The organism is Microvirga thermotolerans (genome assembly GCF_009363855.1).
In the GTDB taxonomy this organism is placed as follows: domain Bacteria; phylum Pseudomonadota; class Alphaproteobacteria; order Rhizobiales; family Beijerinckiaceae; genus Microvirga; species Microvirga thermotolerans.
Genome location: NZ_CP045423.1, coordinates 692,693 through 717,390 on the forward strand (window position 1 = coordinate 692,693; position 24,698 = coordinate 717,390).

Sequence of the window (24,698 nt, forward strand, 5' to 3'; positions counted from 1 at the left end):
GTCCGGTCCGGCAAGAAGTTCTACAGTAACAAACGAGTTAGGGCCGGCCGCGTTCCGGGCAACACCCGCCGCACAGGCCACGGACTTCGACCGTCACCTTGCTGGGGCGAAAGGAATGAGCGTCGCTCCACCCGGTCAGCCGCTCGTCGATCTGAGGGTCGGTGAACTCGGTCACCAGGCCGCACGCTTCGCAGATGGCGAACGCCGCCATGTCGTGATGATGGGGGTGCTTGCAGGCGACGTAGGCATTCAGGCTCTCGAGCCGATGTGCCAGCCCCTTCTCGATGAGCCTTTCGAGGGACCTGTAGACGGTCGGGGGCGTGACGGCGCCCTTGGAGCGCATCTTGTCCAGGACCTCGTAGGCCGACAAAGGATTCTGGGCGGCCAGCAGGATCTTATGGACACGCTTCTGGGTGTCGTTCAGCCCCTCGACTGCATGGCTGTGACTCTGGGCCGGGGTCATGAGCGGACTAGAACTCCATCCTGCGCCGACCCGGGCTCTTCGCGCCGCGGGGTCGTCCGGTTTTCGGATAGGGAGAGTTATAGGAAGCGCCGCGGAGTGTGGCCAGCCATTTCCGAAGCACTGTGACAATCGGCATGTCTCATCGAGCAAGGAAACCGGCACCGGCCCCGAGGCTCTCGGGGCAGAGAACTCGGAGGCCGACCCAGGCTGCTCTTGATTGGGCGAGCCTTTTCCCCGACGAATGAGCCGGCCCACGCCTAGACAGGTCCTGAGACATGAAAAGTGTTCGCGACAGGCTCGAAGCCGTCCTCGAGCGATTGGACAAGCGCGCCGACGACGAGCGCGTCTATGTCAAGATCTACCGCGACGCCGCACGGGCGGCCGCCGATGCCGCCGACGCAAGACGGCGCGCAGGCGTGACGCTGGGGCCGCTCGACGGCGTCATCGTTTCGATCAAGGATCTTCTCGATGTCGCGGGCGAGCCGACGACGGCGGGATCCCGGATCTTTCGCGAGCGTCCGCCCGCCCAGGAGGACGCCGAGGTGGTGCGGCGCCTGCGTCAGGCAGGCGCCGTGATCCTCGGCAAGACCAACATGGTCGAGTTCGCATTCTCCGGGATCGGCCTCAATCCGCACTACGGAACGCCCTGCAATGCCGTCGACCCGCAGCGCATTCCGGGCGGGTCGTCATCGGGAGCGGGGGTTGCGGTCGCCGAGGGAACGAGCGCGATCTCCATCGGCAGCGACACGGGCGGATCGGTGCGAATTCCGGCTGCCTTCAACGGTGTCGTCGGCTTCAAGCCGACGGCGCGGCGCATCTCCCTGAGGGGAGCCTTTCCGCTCTCGTACAGCCTCGATTCGCTCGGCCCCCTCGCGCGCAACGTCGCCGATTGTGCGGCAGCGGATTCCGTCATGGCGGGGGAGGAAGTGCTTCCGCCGGCTTCCTATCCGCTGCAAGGGCTTCGCGTGGGCGTTCCGCGCGGCCGTCTCTTCTCTCGGATGGACGCGCTCGTCGAGGGCGCCTTCGAGCGGACTCTGAACCGGTTGGCCGCCGAGGGTGCACGGATCGTCGACTGCGACCTGGAAGATCTCCTGGAGGAGATGGCGGAGGCGACCGCGCGTGGCTCCATCGCTTCCGTCGAGGCCGCCGCCGTCCATGCGGAATGGATAGAAGCGAGAGGAGATCTCATCGATCCGCGCGTGCAGAAGTGGATTGCGTTGAGGCGCTCCGTCTCGGCTGCCGATTATATCCGGATGATGAGAAAGCGCGCTGCGCTCGCAGAGGCCATGGACCGCAGGCTCTCCCCTTTCGACGTCGTCGCCCTGCCGACGACGCCCGTCGTGGCGCCGCTCGCCGCGCCGCTCATTGCAGACGAGAAGCTCTACAACAAGACCGACAGCCTGATCCTGCGCAACACGACACCCGCAAACCAGTTCGATCTGACGGCCATTTCCCTGCCCGTTCCCGGTGCCGAACTTCCAGTTGGCTTCATGCTCGTCGCACGGCATGGGCACGACAAGCGCCTGCTCGAAATCTCCGCGAGCGTCGAGCGCGTCCTTTCATGAACGGGCCGCCCTCGGCCGCCGCAGCCGAGGATGCGCCGTCAACGCACGGGGGCGCGCATCCGGTCGCGCTCGATCTGGATCGAGCCGACCGACCGGACGGACGGAATGGGCCTGACCGCGCGATAGACGGGGCGGGCACGATACACCGTCCGGACGCGGTAAGCCGGATAGGGCCGGTAGTAGGGCCCTCCGTAATAGCTCACCGCGGGGTAGCTGTAGCGATAGGCATAGCGCGGGTAGGTATAGACGGGATACGAATACGCATACGGCGCGTAATATCCGTATCCGTAGCTCGGATAAGCATAGCTGACGCTGTAGGAGGAGCCGCCGTAAGGATATCCGTAATAGGGGGTGTAGCCGTAATAGGCCGGCGCCGCCGCTGCCGAAGCGATGCTTCCAAGGATGGCTCCGCCGATCAGGCCGGCAGCCAGGGCGCCCCCGGCTCCCCAGCCGCGATGACGATAGGCATATCCGGGGTAATACCCGCCCCAACCGCCACGGTAGAAGCCGCCATGATGATATCCGCCATGGAAGCGGGGTTGAGCCTGCACCTCCTGAGCGGTGCCGAGGGCTATTGCGAGGCAGGCGGATCCGACAAGAAGAGCCGATTTCGTCATCGCTCGTCTCCCACTGACGCGAACGGAGCCCTCCGCCCATCCCCTGCCGTTTTGCGAACGCCCTAGTTATGCAGGTGGACCCGCATCGGTTCCATGGCTGCCCCGAAATCTCCGATAGGCTCCGGCTTCGATGGTTGGATTTATGCGAGTCGCACGCCCCGGCGGCCCCGCAATTGTTCGGCTTGACCAGTCGTAAGGTGGGCGGTCCGTGACCGGCCGAGTTCTGCGCCGCCGTTGAAAACCTCAAGGGTACGGCGGAACTGAGAGTTGCCGGTACGGCAAGGGCTTGTCCGTCAAAGGCGCATACGGCGACGGACCGCCTAACCGTCTTTTTACCAGTCCGATCCACATTGCACGGCAGCACCCATCATAAGGCCTTTGGGCCCCTCACCCTCCAGATCAGATGCGTCCGAACCGACCTTACCCTCTTGCAAGACCCGAAGTCCGCTCTGCGGAGCAAACCGACCCCGGCCCGTCGGCGACCGGAGCAGCACCCTCCCGTCTGCTCTCCCGGCAGGCCTCGTCTCCTGAAGCGAGGGGCCAGGATCGCGGAATTGCCGATCGGATCTCGTCGGACAGGACCCTGTCCGACGGGCCGGAAGGAGCGGTTCCCGCCGCGCATCCGGCCTGGTGGCAGGCCTTCGTCGTCGCCGGCGCGACCTGCACACGGACGCCCGACAAGTTCCTGCGGGATAGGGGCGGACGGACGGGAGCCGGTCCCGGCAAGGGAGCCCCCCCGTCGGCGGAGCCGGCAGGTGACGTTGCGAATACGGACCGAGCGGGGAACCGGGCTGGCGCGGACGTGCCGGAAGTCCGCCGGCGGATGGCATCCTTGCTGGCGACCTACCCCTCCGGCGCTGTCGAGGAACCCCGGGGCGATGCGAGACCGGACCGTGTCGCCGAATCGCAACCCGACGCCATCGATGCCGGCGTTGCCGCGGAGACGGCAGGCGCGGTCGAGTCCCATGCCGTTTCACCTGATGAAACGGTGGAGAAGCCGGTTGCCGCGGCTGGACCCGTCCCGACGATCTCGCCGCAGGTCGTTTTCACGGCTTGGGCCTACAGCTACTACACGACGGGCGAAGTCCGCTTTGCCGTGCAGGACGCGCCTGACCCGGCTGAGGCGGAGAACGCCGCTCTCGACCCTGTGGAGCCGGAGCCTCCCGCTTCCCCGGGCAACGAGCCGCGCGAGGGCCTGGACATCGATCCCGCGTACCTGCTGCTCTACCAGGATGAACTTCCATCCATGGATCGGCGGCCGGCCCCGCCGGCCGTGCAGGCCGCTGCTGCCGCGCCCGAACGGGCCCTGCCCGCATCGACCGCCCGGGCGCCCGTCCCGGTCGTGGAACCGGCGGCTTCGACGCCGGTGCCCGCTTCGATCCCGTCCGAAGCCGGGGCCCATCCGGCCATGCCGCGAGAGACCTACGAACTGCCGGAGCTTTCCTATCTTGCGCTCCCTCCCGAGCGTCAGGAGCCGGTGCTCACGGAGGACATCCTGGAGGAAACGGCGGGCCGACTCGAGAAGATCATCCGCGATTTCGGCGTGAAGGGGGATGTCATTCACGTCCATCCCGGTCCGGTGGTGACGCTCTACGAGCTGGAGCCGGCGCCCGGCACCAAGTCCTCGCGGGTCATCGCACTGTCGGATGACATCGCCCGCTCCATGAGCGCGACGTCGGCCCGTGTCGCGGTCATTCCCGGCCGAAATGCCATCGGCATCGAACTGCCCAATCAGGTGCGCGAGACGGTGTTCCTGCGCGAGCTCCTGGCGAGCCACGACTTCGAGACGTCGCAGCACAAGCTGCCTTTGTGCCTCGGCAAGACGATCGGCGGCGAGCCGGTGATCGCGGACCTCGCCCGCATGCCGCACCTGCTGGTGGCCGGCACCACCGGCTCGGGCAAGTCGGTCGCCATCAACACCATGATCCTGTCGCTGCTCTATCGGTTCAGGCCCGACCAGTGCCGTCTGATCATGGTGGACCCGAAGATGCTGGAGCTCTCCGTCTACGACGGCATTCCGCACCTCCTCACCCCCGTCGTCACCGATCCGAAGAAGGCGATCATCGCCTTGCGCTGGGCGGTGCGGGAGATGGAGGACCGCTACAAGAAGATGTCGAAGCTGGGGGTGCGCAACATCGACGGCTTCAACGCCCGCGTCTCGGAAGCGAAGGCCCGCGGCGAGGTCATCACCCGCACCGTCCAGACCGGCTTCGACCGCGAGACCGGCCAGGCGGTCTACGAGGACGAGGTGATGGACCTCGAGCCGCTGCCCTACATCGTGGTGATCGTCGACGAGATGGCCGACCTGATGATGGTGGCCGGCAAGGAGATCGAGGGCGCGATCCAGCGCCTGGCGCAGATGGCGCGCGCGGCGGGCATCCACGTGATCCTGGCGACCCAGCGCCCGTCGGTGGACGTGATCACCGGCACGATCAAGGCGAACTTCCCGACCCGCATCTCCTTCCAGGTGACCTCGAAGATCGACAGCCGCACGATCTTAGGCGAGATGGGCGCCGAGCAGCTTCTCGGCCAGGGCGACATGCTCTACATGGCCGGCGGCGGGCGCATCACCCGCGTGCACGGGCCGTTCTGCTCCGACGAGGAGGTCGAGAAGGTCGTCGCCCACCTCAAACGACAGGGCCGGCCGCAATATCTGGAAGCCGTCACCGCCGACGAGGACGAGGGCGGCGCGGGCGGCGACTCGCCGGTCTTCGACCAGGGCGAGTTCGGAGCGCCGGGCGGCGATCTCTACGAGCAGGCGGTCTCCATCGTGCTGCGGCACAGGAAGGCATCGACGTCCTACATCCAGCGGCGGCTGCAGATCGGCTACAACCGCGCCGCCTCGCTCATGGAGCGCATGGAGAAGGAGGGCATCGTCGGCCCCGCCAACCATGCCGGCAAGCGCGAGATCCTCCTCGAAACGCCGGATCAGCACGTGTGAACCCGCCCTCGCGACCGAGTACGCCGACACCCTCGAAAGCCCTGCCTGCAGGCAGGGCTTTCCTGCTGAAACGGTCGCGTCCTCCCGTGCGATCCGCTCGATGGCGGTCTCCGTTCCCTGGCTCCATACCCTGGCCTATGCAGCGGGCCGGCGCGACCGTGACGGGGTTTGATGAGAAAGGGGCGCCTTTGAAGCGCCCTTGAGACCCTGGGAGGCTGTCTTCGGAAAAAGCAACGATGCGTCCTGCCACTGTGGCGTTGCTGTGGCGGACTGAATTTCCAGGCGGTTATGGAGCTGCCGGGCTGCGGCCTCGAACCCTTGTCTCTCAAAGGGTTAGATGGCGGAGAGGGGGTGCGCCATACCCAAGCCAAATCTGGAATATTTGCTATTATTTTCATATACTTAGGCTTTTTGCCTTTGAGTTCATGTTATCCAAAATGTTACTCAAAACCTCGGCCTAAAAGGCTGTTTCTTGCTACCCACATTGTTGAGCCAGATCGCTAGAGTGACGGGTAGAGACGTAGTGCGACAGTTTATAGAGATGCGGTAACGTATGGCCATTGTGACCGCTTCAGCTACTTGCAATTTTGCGTTGCATTTTGTCTCATTGCCAAGCTAACAAAATGCGAATCATCAGACCTCGTTCGGAGCGGGCGGGCCTTGGGGCAAATTAATAGTAATTCTGAAGACAGGTGGATTGAGTACGGACTCGTTGCCTTTGGTGCGGTTGGTTCAGCCATAGGAATAGGAACGTGGCTTGGAGCAGAATTCGTAATTCTGCTTTCGTTTGTTGCTGGCGGCGGCTGGACACTGGTCGTGGCGCTATTAGTGCTCGTTCGCCGTGATAGGCGACGTATCGACGAGCTATGGGCAGAGCTTGATGAGGCACACAGACGAGCGGATGAATGGAAAACGGTTGCGACAAACGACTCGGACAGTCTCAACCGGTTTATTGAGAGGGCTGTACCTATGCCTCGTGTTAGAGCGCGCAGGACGGCCGGTACCACGCGTGCGCAGCAAGAAGAAGCAGAGAGTGAAGAATGACAATCAGCTTTGACGATTACACATACTATCCTTCACTTCGCACACGCTTATGGGAAATGAGGGGGTACAAGGAGCTAGGAGCGGCTGAAAAGGAGCGGGTGCTCCCAATGTTCGTTCTGACAAAGCATAACCAGACAACCGGCGCCGGCGCAGTCTGCCAAGTTGTGCAAGCTTCGCTAGAGGAGCGCAGTTTTATTTTAGACGTGGAATCTAGCCCTATCTACGCATGTGATGACACCAACGCTTTTCTAGATCCTGCAGGTGGATTCCAAGCCTGGAGAAACTTCGTTCAAGCTCAGCCAGGAGCTATTCCTACAGCTCTTCTACCTAGCGGGGCTCCTATACGCGACATAGTGCGCCAAGTCATTGAGTTCGAAAGGGTGAACGAAAAGGTTGTGGTAAGATCGCGCTCGCCAGCGGCCGATTTGAGCACCTTGATAGCCATCATCAGTGCAGTGGACTCCGTAGAGAACCTACTCATTGTTCTAGATTTTGGATATGTGCGCTCTCGGGTACCTGCATGTGCGGTCGATGCGGCAAACACTATCAATGCGCTCAGAAATGTTGATCCGACCGTACGTGTTGTTGTGATGGGCTCAAGCTATCCTAGATCCGCTGCCGCCTACGATGATGCTGGCGCGGCTCTTGAAATCGAAGAGCGTATTTTGCACGCCGCTATCGGCGGAAACACGGTTGCAATCTATGGCGACCATTCATCGATTCATCCAGAGCCCTTCGAGCCTCTCCCAAGCCGATTTGTACCAAGAATTGACTACGCCCTTGCTGACTCTTGGATCTTCAGACGCGTGCGGGAAGACAAGGGAGGCTTTAAAGAATGCGCTGAGCAAATTACCGGCCTGACCGACTGGGACCCTAGGCTGGTGGACCAGCAAGTCTGGGGTGCGGTAAAGATACAAGCTGCTGCAGACGGTGATATAACTCGTATGGGGACACCAGGGGCTTGGATTGCGGTCCGAGTGAACTTGCACCTATGGCAGCAAATCCATTTTGCTGGCGAGGCGTTAGACGAAGATAATGGTGATGTCTTCGGTTAGCGGATTAGACGAGGCAGAACGTGTGGGATTCTTGGTATCTCTAATCGTTCTGCCTCTTTACCGACCGGCGTCACACTTGGGTCACTTGAGGCAAGTGCGCTCCCTATCTTGACTAGCGAGGGCTTAGCCAGACCTGAGTTCCATGACGGACGCCGTAGAGACGGCAATGCCTCAATTGTAGAACCTAGATTTTGCCGTACTGATAAAAAATCTTCGTAACATTTCCTATAGCGCCTCTTGACCGCTGCCAGCGCATTAGCCCGGAGCACAGGAGTGGGGAGTTCGCGTGCCAATCGTTCAAGAGTACTCCTGTCATCGCTAGATGGAGGTGCGCCGTAGTAATGACGAAGCATCTGATGCAGGTCCCGAACAACCATCAAGCGAAGTGCAGCATCTGGGCTCAAGGGGCGGATATGCGGCTTCCGAGCGAGCTCAATCTCAACATTGTTTTCACCGGCCTCGGCGATAAAGACACCGACGAAGGAAGGCATGGATTCCAGCACAGTGTGCGCATGCCGTGGTGCGCAGATTACTGTGACGCCCTCCATGACTGACCAGTAGGCCTCTACCTGAGAAGCTAGGCGTTCAGTTCGATCAGCATCTGATTTAATTTCAAAGGCAACGAGTTTGCCATTTGCTACAACCAAGTCTGCCCGCCGACTCCAAGATGCAACAGGCATTTCGCTGACAATGACGCTGTCATCGTCAACCATCCTGTTTGCAAGCAGCGTGTCGATGATAGCTGCCTTGATGTGAGGCTCTCGAATCATTCGGGCCTTATAGCTCCTTGCTGCGGAAAGTCAGCAGGATCCCATGCTCTATGGGCTATTTTATGGCGTTTCTAGTTTAAATAGTATTATTCTTAGGGATAGGATCCGATTGCTATGCTTTATTGGAAGTTTCAAAAGTAGCGTAAGATACAGAATCAAAACTTTCAGCGCCGTCTTATTAGTAAAGCTAGGCGATACGTTCGTGTATAACTGGAGCAAGCTGGGTTTCAGAGTTGTAGAACATGACCGCTAAGACAAAGTCGCTTAGAACCCATACCAAGCGCCGGGCATATGAGCGCTACGAGGTCGAGCTGACCAAGCATGACCTTTCTGGCATGGTCGCTCAGATTCAACGGGGTCACGCTATCTTCCTTGAGAGGCAATCAAACAGGGTCACCAAATGGCTGGTGAAGCTGCCCCGCGATGGCGGCATGGTCCCTGTTGTCTATGACAAGCTCCGAAAGGCCATAGTGACCATCTTGCCATCCGACGCCCTTTCTCCATTGGACGACGTAGGAGGGGAGTTGCGACTGCTACCGGGCGCCCCCGATTCCAATATCGGCATGGACACCACGTAGCGACTGGTCGAAGCCCTGCGGCTGTAGCCGGATAGGAACGTCCACGCCTTTGCCGAACATAGAATTGATGTTCTCAAAGATCCGCTGTGCCTCTTGCTCGACAAGGCCGGCCTGGTCCTGAATACCCTGCTGAATGCCCTGCGCTGCGGTCTGGCCCGCCTGAAGGCCCGCGTTCTGTATATCGACCCCTGATGAGCCCATACGCATCCATGCCCGGCCTCGCGCCGCCTCTGGGTCTCGGTTCCACTCTTCCTGAGCCCGGCGGGCGCGTTCCCATTGGCCGGTATCGATGGCGATGTCATTACGGTAGGGGTGGCTCAAAGGTGTCGTCGGCTTGTAGACTTCACCGGCCGCCCCAAAGGCAAAAACAGGCCCTAAGATACTACTTGCTCCCAATCCTGTTGTTAGCCTGGTAAGCAATGGGACAGCAGCCGTCGAGGTCGTTGTTGCAACTGCCGAAGTTGTTGCTGCGGTGGTCACTGCGTTAGTTGCCACCCCGGCCGCACCGCCAGCCCCAAGCCGTGCTGCGGCCAAGGTCAGCGCCGCCGCGCTCTCATTAAGGGCAACCGCAGAGGCACTGAGGCCAAACCCACCCATAAGGGTCTGAAGCCCCTTGACGCCTGCAAATGCAGCTCCGACACCCGCGACAGCGGTAACAGCAACCTTCGTTTCGTTGGAAAGGTTAGAGAACGAGTCCAGCAGATTGCCGACCGTCTCAAAGCTGTAGGACAGCCATTTTTCATTGGCGGTGCCGACCGATTGCGTCAGGTTCTCAATTGAGCCCTTGAACCGCTCCAAGGAGCCGCCGAGGCCACCCATGATTTCATCGGCCTTGCTCTTGGCGAAATTCGGGTCGCTTCCGATGCCCCCGATCTGCTGACGAGTGGCCTTGAACTCGTCCCAAGCCTTCTGCGTGATCGCGCCCTTGCCGCCGTGCTTGTCAGTGAAGAACGCATTGAGCTGCGCCAACGACATATTAGAATTCATGATGGCATCGAGCAGGCGCTCGGCATCGACGCTCTCCGCTGAGACGCCATAGAAGCTGTTTGCCGCCTTGGCGACCTTTGCGCTGTCTGACGCGGCCATGCCGCCCTTCTTCGTGCTCTTGAAGAGGGGTTGAACCGCCCCAGTCACCGCAGCTGTGAACGCAGACCTGTCGCCGAGCAATTTCGGATCTGACAGGATGCTGTCAAGCCGCTTGCGAACGGCAGGGGTGAAGCCGACGCCGATGTCATTCTTGAACTGGCTTTCGAGACGAGACGTTTCGAGCTTGTCAGGCATTCCGACATAGCTGCTATAGTTGATGCCAGCTGCATTGAGAGCAGCAATGCCCTTTTTCGTAGGAGCGACGAGCTTTGACGATGCGGAACGAATGAACGTGCCTGCTTCGTCGCCGCGCAAGCCGCCGCGCCGCGCCAAGGCACCAAGAGACATGAGCGTATCGTCAGACAGCCCTGCAGTTGTGCCAGGGCTGGCGGCAAACTTCATGAACTGCTGAACATCCTCATCACTCATGCCGCCGAGCTTCGCCATCTTGACGAGTTTGTTGGTGGCAAGGTTCGCCTCTTGAAGCGCCTTTTCCTTCGTCGAGATATCCTTGCCGGTCTGCTGCAGATAAGAACGGATCGCCTCAGCGGAGGCCTCCATATCCGCTTCCATCACGAGAGCGTAATTCTTGACGTTCTCGATGATTCCCGCGCCGACTTCAGCCCGAAGTTGGGCAGTGAAGTCGGATGGCAGGCCCTGCATGGCCTTGGTTTGTGCCCGGACAACGTCAAGGTTAGAGAATTGTGTTTCCTGACCGATGCGCATGGCCTGCGGAATGAGCAGTTTATCTTGAACGCTTTTCGGCAGGTCTACAAACTCGCGCTGCTTCCTGACACCGATGTCAAACTCTGCAGCGCTCTCGACGGCATTGACGGCGAACTGCTTGCCACGATAGCCGAGATAGACACCCGCCGCGCCGGCAACATTGCGCACGCCCTCTCGACGGGCCTGTTGTCTCAGACGCGTAGCTTCTTGTTTCTTGGCAGCTGCTTCGGCCTGAGCAGCGGCTCGTACCTCGGCTTCGGCTTGTCTCTTGATGGCGGCAGTCGTGCTCTCAATTATGGACTTAGCACGCACTTCAGCAGTGGCGAGCGTCGTGATACTGCCGGTAAACTTCTCTGCGGCGGACTTGGCCGCAATCGTCACGCTCTTCTGCCGGTCGAACTCTGCGGCGGCTTGCTTCACTGTGCTCTGTGCTCTCCGCATTGCCGTAGCCAGTTCCTTTGTCGGCTTTTCGGCCGCAGCGACCTGCCGAGCAAGGCTCTGAACGTTCTTCTGAGCTTCTTGAAAGGCCGTTCGGGCTGCGCTTAAGCCCTTCTGAGCATCACGCAGGTCTCCGATGCGCTTGACGGCTTGGTTTGCCTTGTCGAGATCCGTGGCGAGTTTGCGCATTGCACCGGATTGGTTCGCAATTGCCTTTTCAGCCTTCGCGATCCCGTCAAGCGACTTTGCCACCTGAGCGGCCCGCGCTGATGCGTCATCCCTCAACCGAATGATAAGTTCGGCGACTGAAGCCGTCATAGATTATGCCCCGATTCGATGTTGTGCCGCGAAATCTCGGCCTACTGAAATTATCCGCTCTTTGACTTCAAATTCTTCAAGGCATTGAGGTTGAATGCTGGTAAGTCGCTCCATAACCTGCTCTAAGGCTTCGACATGGTGACTGACGATTGTATTTGTCGCATTCATACCTCCCAGCTCGATCCGACACAGTGAGGCTGCGCAATTCTCGATGATTTCAACTATCGCAGCCATCCCATCAACGACAGTCATGATAGACTGAATAGCGATGCACTGCGTATGGGACCTATCGATCAACTTCCAACTCCTGTAATGCCGGTACAGGAAGCGTAAGGCCTCTCCGCTCTGCGATGCGCTGCAAGGCTCGGTCCTGGCCAGCGCGTATCTCGGCTTTAGATCTGTCCTCAGCACTCATTGGAGGAGGCGCATAGGTGTAGATCTCTCCTATCGCCTGGTCATTCTGGTAGGCCGCTTCGATAACGGCCCGTCGAGCAGCTGAGGGACTAAGGCCCTGAGCGATAGCTAGAGCAGCATCGAAACGAACGCCCAGCTTTTCAGCCTGTCTGCTAATTAGAGCCAACTCGGCTGCACGATTACGTGCGATATCAGCTGCCTCCTGGATAGGAGAAGGTAGGACACGCGGAAACCGCTGACGCATTGGATCTTCCGGCATGCCGGCCGCGGCCTGTTGCCGAGTAGCGCGAAGCATTTGCCTTTGCCACTGATTTGGATCCATCGTACGTTTCTTAGTAAAGAGATGTGGGAGGCTGCCTTTGAGAGTTCTCTGACGTGGGTAAATTGTCATTGCCTTGCCTCGTCGCCTTCTACGCTTTCCGACTCTAGATAGCCTGAACCTGTTGGAACGGCGTTACTCATTCCGACGCTTGAGACGCGGCGCGGATCGGTATCGTAAATCAGGCCCTTGGAATCGGCCTCTTCGTTCTCGCGTTCCCGCTCATCATCGATGTCTTCACGGTCATACCCTTTGCTAGCGATGACCTGTCCTCGCGTGGCAAAACCCGCACGTACTTCCTTGATGGCGGTCTCAACATCAACGCGAGGATCAACCCATTCCATACGAGGCGGCAGCCAGTCCTCGTCTCGGGCATCGTCACCAGCCTTCAAAAGGCCCGTAGCCTCAGCAAGCTCAAGCCAGCGCTCTGCGACCGGTTCGCATCCCTGCGGAATGATAACGTTCTGCTGAAACTGGCTGATCTTGCGGCGAAAGTTCACAATCTCAGTGCGGACATTGGAAAAGTTGCCCTTTGTCGTATCGCCTGTCAGGTAAGCATATGGGATGCCAAGCGCAACGCTGACCTGCAGAGTAGTCCGGTACTGGAATGGTTCATAAGAGCCGCCAACATCAGCAGGAGAGGAAAACTTGACGTCTTCACCGTCCCGCAGGGCCAGCATGGCGCCGGGCTCAATCGGAACCGGTGCGGCATCATCGTCGTCACTGTCGCTGTCAACCGGGCTCTGCTCGCCATTCTGCGTCACGAATCCAGCATAGAGCGCAGCTGTCTTCTTGCGCTCCATTTCAGCATCGTCATAGGTATCACCGCTGAAAATCTTGACAATAGCACGGGCGAACCTCGAAACGCCCCGGATCTGCCCCGCCTGCCGGGCGTCAAAAATATGCAGAACCTCACTCGCAGGTACGCGGATACGCTCTGATCCCGACAGAGTTTTCGCCCGGTAGTCGTCAGGATGATTCCGCCAAAAATGATAGGCGACACGTCTGCCGATGGCGTCGAACTCGATGCCCATGCGGATAAAGTTGCCGCCGCCTAGATCTGCATTGTACGTCAGGTCGAGCATTTCGCTCGGCATGACTTGAAGCTGTAGAGGTACTGTCTTCATGTCGCCGGGGCGGCGTGTTCGCAGCCTTACGAAGCACTCGCCCGAGATATAAGCCTCTCGGACGATCTTTTCCTGAAGGCCGTAAAAGTTCGTCTGGCATTCGGCATCAGCCTCTTTGACCCACTTGTTCCAGAGCTTCTTGAGCTTGCGGCGCCGCTCAGGGTCCTGAACCGGGAACCGTGGGCAGATACCGTCCCCAATAACCCAGGCTGCCCATACATCCACGGCGTTGCCGGCATAGGCGTTGTTCTCGACAAGAAAGCGGGCACGCTTCACCAACGTCCGACCTGCCGATTGCAGAGCAGCGTTGACGTGGGCATGTGATGGGCTGAAGTTCCGTAGCCGCCGGCCATAGCCCGCTCCCTCAAAGGATGAGGCTGACCCTGCTGGTGTGAAAGGAGAGAAGGCATCCCCCATCATTGGGACCGCTCGCCCTCCCTCCATGCGGTAAGCGCCCGGTCTGACTGGCACGCTGCTAGCCACTACACGAATTCTTTGTCTCTCAGGCATTGGGGTATCTTTGCAGGTGAGCCCTAAGGGGCGACTCGTAAACTTCCAATACGCTATGGCTGTAGGTTAAAGTCCCGGTAATTGCAGGTTTCAGATCGGGCCGTTCTCGCGTACGCGTGCGCGCGCGGATGTCTAATTTCGTCCCCAAATCCTGAAACCAGTCGCTAGAAAACATACGCGCGGCAGCGTCACCCGCCCCCTCTGCCGGGCCTGGGAAGGACCCATGGGGGATAGGGCTTAGATGCCTCTCAACTGCTGAGAGGCGGTGCGGGACGAGTTGCTCAAGCTCGTCCCGCGAGCTGACTGGCCTATGATGGCAGCCAGCAACCGAACGCCACAGAGGGAGAAGAGCGTCCGGGGCTCTCATTCTAAAGACTCACCTGGCCACTGTGCGGCGCGAGACGCCGCAACCATTCTGAGACAGGCGCCTCGCGTCGACGCAGACTAACAAGTTCGGCTTCGAGCTTATCGAACAACGGGACATACTGAGATCCATGAAGCTCAATAATGCGCGCGAGCCTTGCCAGTCCGTTCAGCAGACGTTCTTCAGTGATCTCACAGTTGGAATAGGACTGAACCCTAACCATTTGCGGACTGCTCAAGCTCTGCGTCGGATAGCAGCAATACCTCTTGACTCGCATCAGCGCGCCTCTGGATGGTTATGCCGCTTGCTTCTGCTTCTCGACAGAGGATTTCTTCCGCTATCTCGTAGTCGCGTAATTCGCCTGACAACGCCGCTATAGATGCGGCTCGTTCAGCAGCAGGAATGGGCTTTGCGCTATTGGATGTCAGTTCTGCAATCCCGTGTGTAGCGAAATGCTCCGCTAATTGATTTGGGAAGAGAACAGCTACGAAGTGAAGCGCTGAAATCTTAGCAGCTCGGTAGTCACTGAGAACTTTGACGGTTCTATCAGGATTCCAACATTCTCCAGGTGATGACAGCATAGGCCAGATGTCATCTAAGACATATTCTTGAAGGCGCTTCACAATGTCTGCCGCACGGGCACGGATCTCGTCTTTCGTTGCCGGCGCTTCCGCTAGAGCCTTCAGCTTGGATTGGATGGCGCTGACGCGCTCACGAATGCCGCTCAGGTCATTGTGTAAGGCTGCGACGGCTTGCCTTTGTCTATCGAGAGCGCCGCGAATGGTTTCTAAGTGAGGTAGCTTTCTAGCCATAGAAGTTCTCCTTATACGGCACGCCTCAAGGGGGTCTTGAATTACGCGCTGCTGAAGTGTGTCTTGCTATCGCCAGTAAGTTGCTGATGTCCGTTGGCCAGCACAAATACGAAATGTGGCCAAGCTATGCGCTGCGCATATCAGTACTGAAATTTTTTGCCTCTAAGACTCTTCGTATCGTTCGAGATGAGGGAAACTTCCCTCTGGCCTCTATAACGCCCGCGAAGGTGGCTCCTAGTTTATCTGTGAAGGGGCCTCCATAGCGATATCGCGTTGTTTCAAAGCGGCGGCCGGCGACGGCGATAGCGGTTGCTGCTCCATTGGCAGATAGGTCTGAGAAGTGATTTGTGTGAAGCCACCGGAGTAGGGCGTCTCGGCGCTCAAGTGCAAAATGGCGTTTCTCTGATCTAGAAGAGCGCTCCGATGCTGCAATTCGCTCCAGAGCTTCAATGAATTCGGGGAGAAGGAATGAGTATCCGTCAAATATGCCTTTGCGCCCGAGTTCTACGACCGCCGCTAGGTCACTGATTGATGATGCTGAATCCAAGGTGCTAAGGAGCCGATTTGCCTCAGCAAATTCTTTCCGCTCTTCGTCTGTTTCGCACTCATTAGGGTCGAACCGAAACATGCCAAACTCCTCTCATTGCGAGGTTTAGCCCATGTCTGCAGTGATACGCGCCAGCGCCTGAGCAAGCGGCGTGCAGCGGTCATCCCAGCCATCCATGAGCACTCGTTGAGAGATTGCCGCAACCGTCTTGAGATCCATTAAAACCGAGGCGTCATTGAGCGCCTGTAGATCGGCATTGAATTGTGCCAGAGCGGCACGCTCGGCAGATGCCTCGTCGTGGAATTCACGTGTCATGTTGTAAGCCCCCACGGGATGTTTGCTCCCGTTAGGAGTCGATTAACGTATGTACGATAAAGATGTCAATATCGTATGTATGAAATGATGGCGTCATGAGTAAAAGACCTTCGACTAGCAAGCCTTCTCGCCGAGGGCGCCCCCTGGAATGGCCGAAAAGAATCACGTTGCCCCTAAAGCAGGAGACGCTAGATCGCATCGAGCGTGTCCTAATGGACGATGAAATCAGACTCGACTTCATACGCACTGCTATCGAGAAGGAACTGAAGCGCCGGGAGAAGGGAACCGGGCTAAAGACACAAGATTAAGCCCCTAGCCCCTCGAAGTTGGCTGCCGCCGGTTGGCACAAGCCACAGCGTTCTAGACATACAGGCTGCAAGGGCAGGGCAGGGAACGTGCCTCGAAAAGCGTTACGCACCTCCCAAGATGCAGGTTCAATGAGGCTCCGATGGTGTAGAAAGCGTTTTTTTTGCAAGCGCCTTCCACTTAAGTCATTGATGCTGTTGAAGTGACGCATAATAGGGGCACTCGGCTTTCCTTATAGAGCCTTTCTATGAGCTATCTTTTTGATTCTTATATTTTTGAAGAAGACTGAAACACTTCAACACTGCCAAAGGTTTACGCCTAAAATCCCTACATAGTAGGTAGTCTGACACCGCCGCCTCCGTCACTAAAAGGGTGGAGCCCATCGGCCCACTCGGCAGGTGTTATCCCGTTCATCTGAAGAGCCAGATGGTAAATGTCGAATCTTCCTCCAATGGAGGATAGGAGAACATCTGCGGCCTCTTACTGACTGCCGCCGCGGCAATCATAGAGGTTTGAAGTTTTTTGCCTACGACCCCTCATAGTGGAATCAGGCCGCTCGGTCGGAATCGTTTGATGCTAAGCCAACTTGTTGATTAATTTCATGAAACTACAAATTATCTAGAAGTGCCTAATGATAATCCCACTCAGCAACGGAGTGGGTGAATGACATCTTCAAATTTGATTCCTCGATCCCAAGTCATCAGGATGTTCGGCGTAAGTGCGGTAACGTTCTGGCGTTGGGAAAATGACCCGGCTGTAGGACTGCCTCAACGTTTAAAGTTCGGCAGGCTCTTTTTCTATCGAGCTGCGGATATCAGCGCTTTTCAAGCACGGCGCCTCTCAAAGGCTCAAAATACTGAAGCAGCTTGAGAGCCACGAAACTCACAAAGCAAAAGCCCCGCCAGCGCGACACTGACGAGGCTTCAAAAATCGGCGCCTAGCAGCAACCGGATCGTTCATTCGATATGGGTATTAATACTACACAAGGTTTGCACTCTGCAAGCCGCAAGACGCTCAAAAATCTGTCCAAGTTCAAGGCTTGGGCAGTCGAGTGCCGATATGGGCCTCAACTCGTCGCAGGTGAATGTCCGCACTGCGGCGGCATCCATCGTCATGGCATGCTGACTGATGATGAAGAAATCCGCATCAGTCATTGCAATGAAGTGTTTATCGAAAGCGAAGGGTCGCATGAGTATGAGATCATAGTTCAGGATGGCCCGCCGCCTGACTGGCTTGTTGCTGCTCTTGATTGGCCGCTGGAGGAGCTGGCGACTGCGTATCGGTACGTTTTGCACCCGCGAAAAGCAGTCTTCGTGCGGCCTACCAAGGAGCAGAAGGACGAGCGCATGGTATGGGTGCCAGATCCATCTGATATAAAGTTTGCGCTAAGGGCACTTCGTAGATGCGGGGCACTCGATGAAGTCGCCGCCTTCCGCGAAGAACGCGGTAACATCCCAAGAGGGAAAGCAGTTCGAGGAGCTGTGGCCGAGGTCTGGCTCAAGGGTAAAGGCCCGACCATGCGCCAACGCCTGCTCTATGCGCTGCGTGCTTGCTGGCTGCGTCATGGAGGGCCCGCGTGATGTCCGACCGCAGTGACACTTTATCATGGCACGATGATGCCCTTGCGGTGACAGGCACCAATAGTGACAGGGCCGGTTCCTCTCAACAACCGGCCGGCGTGGATAATGCTATTCCATCGGCTTCAAGCCGGGCAGTTCGTGCTTCTCATAGAATGAATCCTGGCGATGTTCTGAGTGTGGCTGTTCACAAGCTGCGCACGACTGGATTCGACAGAGGCAGTGAAATCGAGATTGCAACGGGCCTATGCGACTGCATTAAGCGTGCGCTTGGAACATTCATCTACTCGGATGGATCTTTCTGGTCGTTTTTTGAAACGCACTGGCACCCTGTTGAACCGGAGCGGCTGCGGCTTCTGATCCATGTTCTTGATGGCGCTACGATTGGTGATGGCGGTCGACGAGCTAAGCAAGTTAATCTCAGCTCGCGCACGATTGACGGCATCTTGCGGGAAATGCGCGTTTCGGTATCGGCGCCGGGATTCTTTGATGCCGCAGCCGAAGGAATCCCCGCGCGAAATGGATTGATTACCTTCTCCCGCGATGGCGTTGTTCAAATGACATCGCATGCGCCGGAACATCGTTGCCGCTTCATCATTGAAGCTGACTTCAATTTAGATACTCCAATGGAGCCGCCTGCCGACTCGTTGCTGTATCGATTGTTGCAAGGCGCCTTCCAGGGTGATGATGATGCCGCTGCCAAGACAAAGCTCGTCGCCGAGATTCTTGGAGCGGCGGCGGCGGGTGTGGCTACCTCGCTTCCGCAGCCGAAAGGGTTTGTGCTTTTCGGTCCTACCGCCCGCAACGGCAAATCGAGCATTGCAAGCTTGATCCCGGCAATGCTGCCCCCTGGCGCAACAGCAACGATCTCACCCGCTGCTATGTCAGATGAGAGAAGGCTTATCCATCTGGCCGGCAAGGCCGCGAACATTGCCGACGAGCTTGGCGGGGCTGCCGTTGCTGGCGAGAACCTGAAGGCTTGTATTACCGGCGAACCCGTCACCGGGCGCGAACTTCACCGCAGCGCCTCGACCTTCCGGCCGCGTGCGCTCCATGTCTTCACGACGAATGCACTGCCGCATTTCGCAGGCGGCCTTGACCGTGGATTGCAACGACGACTTATAGTACTTCCCTTCAGGCGCTCCGTTCCGGAGTCGGAAATTATTCCGAATATCGCTGCCCGCATCGCTCGCGACGAACTGGATCTGCTTTTGGGCTTTGCGGTATCCGGTGCGCAACGTCTTGCGCGCCAGCGTCGTTACACAGTGCCCCCGTCATCGCGTGAAGCCATGATTGAATGGCTCAACATCGAGCCGGTTCAAGAATGGGCCTCTGCTCACCTTGAGACAGGATTGACGGAAAAGGATCGGGAAAGATGGCCTCTGACGAGAGAGCTTTATCAGGATTTTGCCGCATGGGCTCTGAAGGAAGGTTATAAAGAGGGCCGCATCCCACCCGTCAACACCTTCAGCCAAAGACTGAGCGCCATCGAAGGCATCGAGTTGCGACGCCAATCCTATGGCAGAGAAGCTATCGGCGCGCGCCTGAAAGCACCCTCGGTTTTGTATTAGGACCGAGGCGTTCCCAAGCCATCAGAACAGCGTCCTGCAGGATTGTGCCAGCACAGGCGCCAGGCAGGAATAGGGTTAGAGCGACCATCGTAGTACCGGGTTTTTTAACGTACAGCCCTGCTTTCCGCGCATCGAGGCGATCCGCGTGTTACCCAAAACGTTATCCAGAATGTTAGCAAGCACCCGCAATGGCCCGCAAAATCGAGCCCCAAACCCTTGCATTATAAGGAAAACGTCTGCGGACAAATGGCGGAGAGGGGGAGATTCGAACTCCCGATACGGTTGCCCGTATGCCGCATTTCGAGTGCGGTGCATTCAACCACTCTGCCACCTCTCCGGAGGGCGGAGGCGTCCAAGCCCCGCTGGTTGAGGCCGGGTGGATATCATGCGTTTTTTCTCTTCACAAGCGTCAAAATCGAGAGAATTGATTGACAAGGGAACGATCCTCCCTTAGGAGAGAGGCGCTTAAGCGTGGGAACGTCTGCCCGCGCTTTTTCATTGTGGCGGGGATCCCCGCCACTGTCCGAAGCCGGAACTGCCAAGAAGCCGGCCCTGCGGGTTCTCCGCGGAGAGCCGGGTTTGAACACGAGGATCGAAAGATGTTCGCAGTGATCAAGACCGGCGGCAAGCAGTATCGCGTTGCCGCCAATGACGTCATCACCGTCGCCAAGCTCGCCGGCGAGCCGGGGAGCACCGTCACGTTCGACCAGGTTCTGATGGTCACGAACGACAACGGCACCCAGGTCGGCGCGCCCCTGATCGAGGGCGCCACCGTGGCGGGAGAGGTCGTCGAGCACATCCGCGGCGAGAAGGTCATCGCCTTCAAGAAGCGCCGCCGCCAGAATTCGCGCCGCAAGCGCGGGCATCGCCAGGACTACACCGTGGTTCGGATCACCGAGCTCCTCGGCCAGGGCGAGAAGCCCAAGAAGGCTGCGGCGAAGAAGAAGACCACCAAGGCTGCCGCCGACGAGGCTGCGCCGGCCGTCGCTGAATAAGCGCTCGGGCCAATCGACAGGAAATACGGGAGTAACCCATGGCTCACAAAAAAGCAGGCGGCTCGTCTCGTAACGGTCGCGACTCCGAAGGCCGTCGTCTGGGCGTCAAGAAGTTCGGCGATCAGCAGGTCGTTGCGGGCAACATCATCGTGCGTCAGCGCGGCACCAAGTGGCATGCGGGCGTCAATGTCGGCATGGGCAAGGATCACACGCTCTTTGCCACGGCCGACGGCCGCGTCCGATTCCTTACGAAACAGGGCCGAGCTTTCGTATCGGTCATTCCGGCCCAAGAGGCCGCAGAGTAAACGGCGAGAGCGAAACGAAGGAGCTCCCGCCGGCATCGCACCGACCCGGCGGATCCAGGCAGCTCCTGAAAGGCCCTCGAAAGGCCAAGCTCCAGATCCGAGATCGACAGGGGAGGTGGGATGTCCGCCTCCCCTTCGTCATTCAGGGCCTAGAAGGGGCCCGACCGGATCGGAGCAGAACCATGTTTCCCGACCTCACCCGTGACGATGTTTTCCGCCTGGAAACCCGGCGCCTCTGGCTGCGCTGGCCCCGTCTTGCGGATGCCCAAGCCATCGTACGCCTCGCCGGTGAGAAAGCGGTCGCGGAAATGACGGCTCTCATTCCGCATCCGTATCCACCGGAAGCGGCGGAGAAGTTCATTTTCCATGCCCGGCAAGCCAATGCGGACGGTCGCGGCCTGCAGCTCGCCATCACCCCGAAAGGGAGGCCCAACAGCCTGATCGGCCTCGTCGGCATCGGCCCGAGTCCGGAGGACGGACGCCCGCATCTCGGCTACTGGCTCGGCATTCCCTATTGGGGGCAGGGCTTCGCCACGGAAGCGGCCCGCGCGCTGATCGATGCCTTCTTCGCCTATGGCAGCGAGGACGAACTGACCTCCTCGGCCCGGGTGATCAATCCCGCGTCCCGGCGCGTGCTGGAGAAGTGCGGCTTTGCCTACCAGGGATCCGGCCTGGCGGAACTGCCGGCCCGGGGCGGGTTCTATCCGGCCGACCGTTTCCGCCTCGACCGGCGGGCCTGGGAGAGCCTGAAGACCTGGGGGCAGACGGGGTTCGTCCGGGAGCCTGCCGGAGGCGAGGCGGGACCCGAACTCTCCCTGGCCAGCTGATGTCGCCGAACGCTCCCGGGATCCCGGGAGCGTTCGGTCCATCCTTCGCGTTGCTCCCGCGCCCCTTGTCCCGTAAAGGAAGCGGGTTATGAAATTTCTCGATCAAGCCAAGATCTACATCCGTTCGGGCGACGGCGGCGCCGGCTGCGTCTCGTTCCGCCGTGAGAAGTTCATCGAGTTCGGCGGGCCGGACGGCGGCGACGGCGGGCGCGGCGGAGACGTCTGGGCCGAGTGCGTCGAGGGGCTGAACACCCTCATCGACTACCGCTATCAGCAGCATTTCAAGGCCAGGAAGGGCGAGCACGGCATGGGCAAGAACCGCGCCGGCGCCAAGGGAGCCGACGTCGTCCTCAAGGTTCCGGCCGGAACGCAGATCCTGGACGAGGATGGGGAGACGCTGATCGCCGACATGACCGAGGTCGGGCAGCGGGTGCTTCTGGCCCGGGGCGGCAACGGCGGCTTCGGCAACGCCCATTTCACCACCTCCACCAACCGCGCTCCGCGCCGGGCCAATCCGGGCCAGGAAGGCGAGGAGCGCTGGATCGTCCTGCGTCTCAAGCTGATCGCCGACGCAGGGCTCGTCGGCCTTCCGAATGCCGGGAAATCGACCTTCCTCGCCACCGTCACCGCCGCGAAGCCCAAGATCGCCGACTATCCCTTCACCACCCTTCACCCGGGGCTGGGGGTCGTGCGCGCCCATGGCCGGGAATTCGTCCTCGCCGACATCCCCGGCCTCATCGAAGGGGCCTCCGAGGGCGTCGGGCTGGGCGACCGGTTCCTGAGCCATGTGGAGCGCTGCCGCGTGCTCCTGCATCTGGTCGACGGGACCAGCGAGCACGCCGGAAAGGCCTACAAGACCGTCCGGCACGAGATCGAGGCCTACGGCCACGGCCTGGCGGACAAGCCCGAGATTGTCGCCCTGTCGAAGATCGACGCCCTCGACGAGGAGACGCTGAAGGAGCAGCTGGCGCGCCTCAAGCGCGCGGCCAAACGGACGCCCCATGCCCTCTCCGCCGCCTCGGGGCGGGGAGTGCAGGAGGTGCTCCAGGCGCTCCTGCGGATCATCGACGAGGCGCGCGTCGAGGAGAAGGCCGTCGAGGCCCGCGAGGAGTGGCACCCGTGAGCCCCGATCTGAGGCAGTTCCGCCGGGTCGTCCTGAAGGTCGGCTCGGCGCTCCTGGTCGACCGGGCCCGGGGACGTCTCAACCATGCCTGGCTCGCGGCGCTCGCCGAGGACATCGCGGATCTCCATGCGCGCGGCGCGGACGTGCTCGTCGTGTCCTCCGGGGCCATCGCCATGGGAAGGACCGTGCTGGGCCTGCCGCCGGGGCCGCTGAAGCTCGAGGAGAGCCAGGCCGCCGCGGCCGTGGGGCAGATCGCTCTCGCCCGCACCTGGGCCGAGGTGCTGGCCCATCACGGGATCACGGCCGGGCAGATCCTCGTCACGCTCTCGGATACCGAGGAGCGCCGCCGCTACCTCAACGCCCGCGCCACGACCCTGAAGCTCCTGGAAATGCGGGCCGTCCCCGTGGTGAACGAGAACGACACGGTGGCGACCAGCGAGATCCGCTACGGCGACAACGATCGCCTGGCGGCCCGGGTCGCCACCATGATCGGCGCCGACCTGCTGGTGCTGTTCTCCGACATCGACGGCCTCTACACCGCGCCTCCCGCGTCGGATCCCGACGCGAGGCACATCCCGGTCGTCGAGCGCATCACCCCGGCGATCGAGGCGATGGCCGGCGGGGCGGCCTCGGAACTGTCCCGGGGCGGCATGCGGACCAAGATCGAGGCGGGCAAGATCGCGGCGGCCGGCGGCACGCACATGATCATTGCCGACGGGCGGGTGAAGAATCCTCTGAGGCGGATCGCAGAGGGCGGCCGCTGCACCTGGTTCCTGACGCCGTCCAATCCCGTCACGGCCCGGAAGACCTGGATTGCCGGCGCGCTCGAGCCCCGCGGCACCCTGTACGTGGACGAGGGCGCGGCCCGCGCTCTCCAGGGCGGCGCAAGCCTTCTGCCGGTGGGTGTCCGCCGCATCGAGGGGATCTTCAGCCGCGGCGATGCGGTGACGATTCGGGACGACCGCCGTGTCCTCGGCCGCGGCCTCGTCGCCTACGACGCGGAAGACGCTTCCCGTATCATCGGCCGTCCGAGCCGGGAGATCGAGGCCATCCTCGGCTATCCGGGCCGGACCGAGATGATCCACCGGGACGACATGGCGTTGATGGGGGAATAGCGCCCTCCGTCAGCGCCAGCAGGAGCTTCGCGTCCTCCGGCGCGGCGCCTTTCACGTCGTTGTCGAAATAGACGAAGACGTCGCGGCCCTCCGCATGCCAGAGGCGGAGCCTTGCCGACCAGTCCTGCAGGGTCGGGCGCTCATAGTGTCCTGCGTAGAATCCGGTCGGCCCATGACCTCGCACATAGACGAAGTCGGCGGTGGCGATCCATGGGGACGGCGCAGCCCTGTGGTCGGTGATGCAGAGGGCCGCGTTGCGGTTCCGCAGGAGGCGGAGCGGCCGTTCCTCGTACCAGCTCGGGTGCCGGAACTCGAAGGCGCAGCGCTGACCCTGCGGGAGATGCCCGAGGCAGCGGGCGAGACGCTCCAGATTCTCCGGATCGGCCTCGAAGGTCGGCGGCAGCTGGAAGAGCGCAGGTCCGAAGGCCGGGCCGAGACCGCTCATCCGGCCGAAGACGAGGCCGACGCTGTCCTCCACGTCCTTGAGGCGCTTGAGGTGGGTGATGAAGCGCGATGCCTTCCAGGCGAAGAGAAAACCGTCCGGGACTCCCTCCCGCCACGCCCTCACGGCCTGTTCCGACGGCAGCCTGTAAAAGGAGTTGTTGATTTCCGCCGTGTTGAAATGTTCAACGTAGAAGGACAGAAACGCCCTCGGCTTCATGTCGCGCGGGTAGAACGGGCCGTTCCAGGCCCTGTAGTGCCAGCCCGACGTGCCGATGCGCAGATCGGCTGCGCCGGGGCGACGGATCGTTGAAGGCGCGATGGAGCCGGTTTGCGAAGCGGTTCGTCCGCGAGGCTTGGACATGGATGATACTTCGGCTGTGAGCGGAACCGCCTCCGCCATTCGACTCAACGCTGCCGGTGCCGATT

Annotated in this window: 18 protein-coding genes and 1 tRNA gene; 10 read left to right on the forward strand and 9 right to left on the reverse strand. The window is 60.1% G+C overall.

Annotation, left to right across the window (positions count from 1 at the left end; genetic code table 11):
* Positions 1 to 37 precede the first annotated feature (37 nt).
* Positions 38 to 463 (reverse strand): Fur family transcriptional regulator, encoded by a 426-nt coding sequence (locus tag GDR74_RS03220; RefSeq protein WP_152584958.1) that lies wholly within the window; start codon positions 461 to 463, stop codon positions 38 to 40.
* Positions 464 to 738: 275 nt separating this feature from the next.
* Here GDR74_RS03220 and GDR74_RS03225 point away from each other — a divergent pair, with 275 nt between their 5' ends.
* Entirely contained in the window at positions 739 to 2,028 is a 1,290-nt protein-coding gene (locus tag GDR74_RS03225) for an amidase (RefSeq protein WP_152584959.1), read from the forward strand.
* A 38-nt stretch (positions 2,029 to 2,066) separates the two neighbouring features.
* On the opposite strand, the gene GDR74_RS03230 is transcribed toward GDR74_RS03225, so the two are convergent.
* Positions 2,067 to 2,645 (reverse strand): hypothetical protein, encoded by a 579-nt coding sequence (locus GDR74_RS03230; protein ID WP_152584960.1) that lies wholly within the window; start codon positions 2,643 to 2,645, stop codon positions 2,067 to 2,069.
* A gap of 823 nt (positions 2,646 to 3,468) precedes the next feature.
* On the opposite strand from GDR74_RS03230, the gene GDR74_RS03235 reads away from it, so the two are divergent.
* Positions 3,469 to 5,586 (forward strand): DNA translocase FtsK, encoded by a 2,118-nt coding sequence (locus GDR74_RS03235; protein ID WP_425486941.1) that lies wholly within the window; start codon positions 3,469 to 3,471, stop codon positions 5,584 to 5,586.
* A gap of 1,040 nt (positions 5,587 to 6,626) precedes the next feature.
* The gene (locus tag GDR74_RS03240) at positions 6,627 to 7,685 is read left to right on the forward strand and encodes a beta family protein (protein WP_152584962.1); all 1,059 of its coding nucleotides are present in this window, start codon (positions 6,627 to 6,629) and stop codon (positions 7,683 to 7,685) included.
* On the opposite strand, the gene GDR74_RS18605 is transcribed toward GDR74_RS03240, so the two are convergent.
* The 5 genes from GDR74_RS18605 to GDR74_RS03265 all read right to left on the reverse strand — a co-directional run bounded on the left by GDR74_RS18605 (position 7,682) and on the right by GDR74_RS03265 (position 16,009).
* A complete protein-coding gene (locus GDR74_RS18605; RefSeq protein ID WP_152584963.1) occupies positions 7,682 to 8,455 on the reverse strand; it encodes a sce7726 family protein in 774 nt (257 codons plus the stop codon). The genes GDR74_RS03240 and GDR74_RS18605 overlap by 4 nt on opposite strands.
* Positions 8,456 to 8,988: 533 nt before the next feature.
* On the reverse strand, positions 8,989 to 11,601 hold the full coding sequence (locus tag GDR74_RS03250; protein ID WP_152584964.1) for a phage tail tape measure protein: 2,613 nt from the start codon (positions 11,599 to 11,601) through the stop codon (positions 8,989 to 8,991).
* Between the two features lie 801 nt (positions 11,602 to 12,402).
* On the reverse strand, positions 12,403 to 13,971 hold the full coding sequence (locus tag GDR74_RS03255) for a phage portal protein (protein WP_152584965.1): 1,569 nt from the start codon (positions 13,969 to 13,971) through the stop codon (positions 12,403 to 12,405).
* Between the two features lie 579 nt (positions 13,972 to 14,550).
* On the reverse strand, positions 14,551 to 15,147 hold the full coding sequence (locus GDR74_RS03260) for a hypothetical protein (protein WP_152584966.1): 597 nt from the start codon (positions 15,145 to 15,147) through the stop codon (positions 14,551 to 14,553).
* Positions 15,148 to 15,799: 652 nt separating this feature from the next.
* Positions 15,800 to 16,009: a hypothetical protein gene (locus tag GDR74_RS03265; RefSeq protein ID WP_152584967.1), complete on the reverse strand. Its 210-nt coding sequence runs from the start codon at positions 16,007 to 16,009 to the stop codon at positions 15,800 to 15,802.
* 1,271 nt (positions 16,010 to 17,280) lie between these two features.
* Between GDR74_RS03265 and GDR74_RS03270 the strand changes: the two genes are divergently transcribed.
* Together GDR74_RS03270 and GDR74_RS03275 are read left to right on the forward strand one after the other, a co-directional pair.
* Positions 17,281 to 17,895: a hypothetical protein gene (locus GDR74_RS03270; protein WP_152584968.1), complete on the forward strand. Its 615-nt coding sequence runs from the start codon at positions 17,281 to 17,283 to the stop codon at positions 17,893 to 17,895.
* Positions 17,895 to 19,463, forward strand: a complete 1,569-nt coding sequence (locus GDR74_RS03275) for a DNA primase family protein (protein WP_246180236.1) — start codon at positions 17,895 to 17,897, stop codon at positions 19,461 to 19,463. Before GDR74_RS03270 ends, GDR74_RS03275 begins: the two co-directional genes overlap by 1 nt.
* 247 nt (positions 19,464 to 19,710) lie before the next feature.
* Here the strand turns inward: GDR74_RS03275 and GDR74_RS03280 are convergent.
* Positions 19,711 to 19,800: transfer RNA gene (locus tag GDR74_RS03280), tRNA-Ser, on the reverse strand.
* A gap of 262 nt (positions 19,801 to 20,062) precedes the next feature.
* Here GDR74_RS03280 and rplU point away from each other — a divergent pair.
* The 5 genes from rplU (at position 20,063) to proB (ending at position 23,828) form a co-directional block, all read left to right on the forward strand.
* Positions 20,063 to 20,458: a 50S ribosomal protein L21 gene (rplU, locus tag GDR74_RS03285; RefSeq protein ID WP_152584970.1), complete on the forward strand. Its 396-nt coding sequence runs from the start codon at positions 20,063 to 20,065 to the stop codon at positions 20,456 to 20,458.
* Between the two features lie 38 nt (positions 20,459 to 20,496).
* A complete protein-coding gene (rpmA, locus tag GDR74_RS03290) occupies positions 20,497 to 20,763 on the forward strand; it encodes a 50S ribosomal protein L27 (RefSeq protein ID WP_152584971.1) in 267 nt (88 codons plus the stop codon).
* Positions 20,764 to 20,945: 182 nt separating this feature from the next.
* Positions 20,946 to 21,590, forward strand: a complete 645-nt coding sequence (locus GDR74_RS03295) for a GNAT family N-acetyltransferase (RefSeq protein ID WP_152584972.1) — start codon at positions 20,946 to 20,948, stop codon at positions 21,588 to 21,590.
* An 88-nt stretch (positions 21,591 to 21,678) separates the two neighbouring features.
* Entirely contained in the window at positions 21,679 to 22,713 is a 1,035-nt protein-coding gene (gene obgE / locus GDR74_RS03300; protein WP_152584973.1) for a GTPase ObgE, read from the forward strand.
* Positions 22,710 to 23,828, forward strand: a complete 1,119-nt coding sequence (gene proB, locus GDR74_RS03305) for a glutamate 5-kinase (RefSeq protein ID WP_152584974.1) — start codon at positions 22,710 to 22,712, stop codon at positions 23,826 to 23,828. The genes obgE and proB overlap by 4 nt, the downstream gene beginning before the upstream one ends.
* On the opposite strand, the gene GDR74_RS03310 is transcribed toward proB, so the two are convergent.
* A complete protein-coding gene (locus tag GDR74_RS03310) occupies positions 23,731 to 24,633 on the reverse strand; it encodes a DUF72 domain-containing protein (RefSeq protein ID WP_246179834.1) in 903 nt (300 codons plus the stop codon). The two genes, proB and GDR74_RS03310, sit on opposite strands and share 98 nt — an antisense overlap.
* Between the last annotated feature and the right edge of the window lie 65 nt (positions 24,634 to 24,698).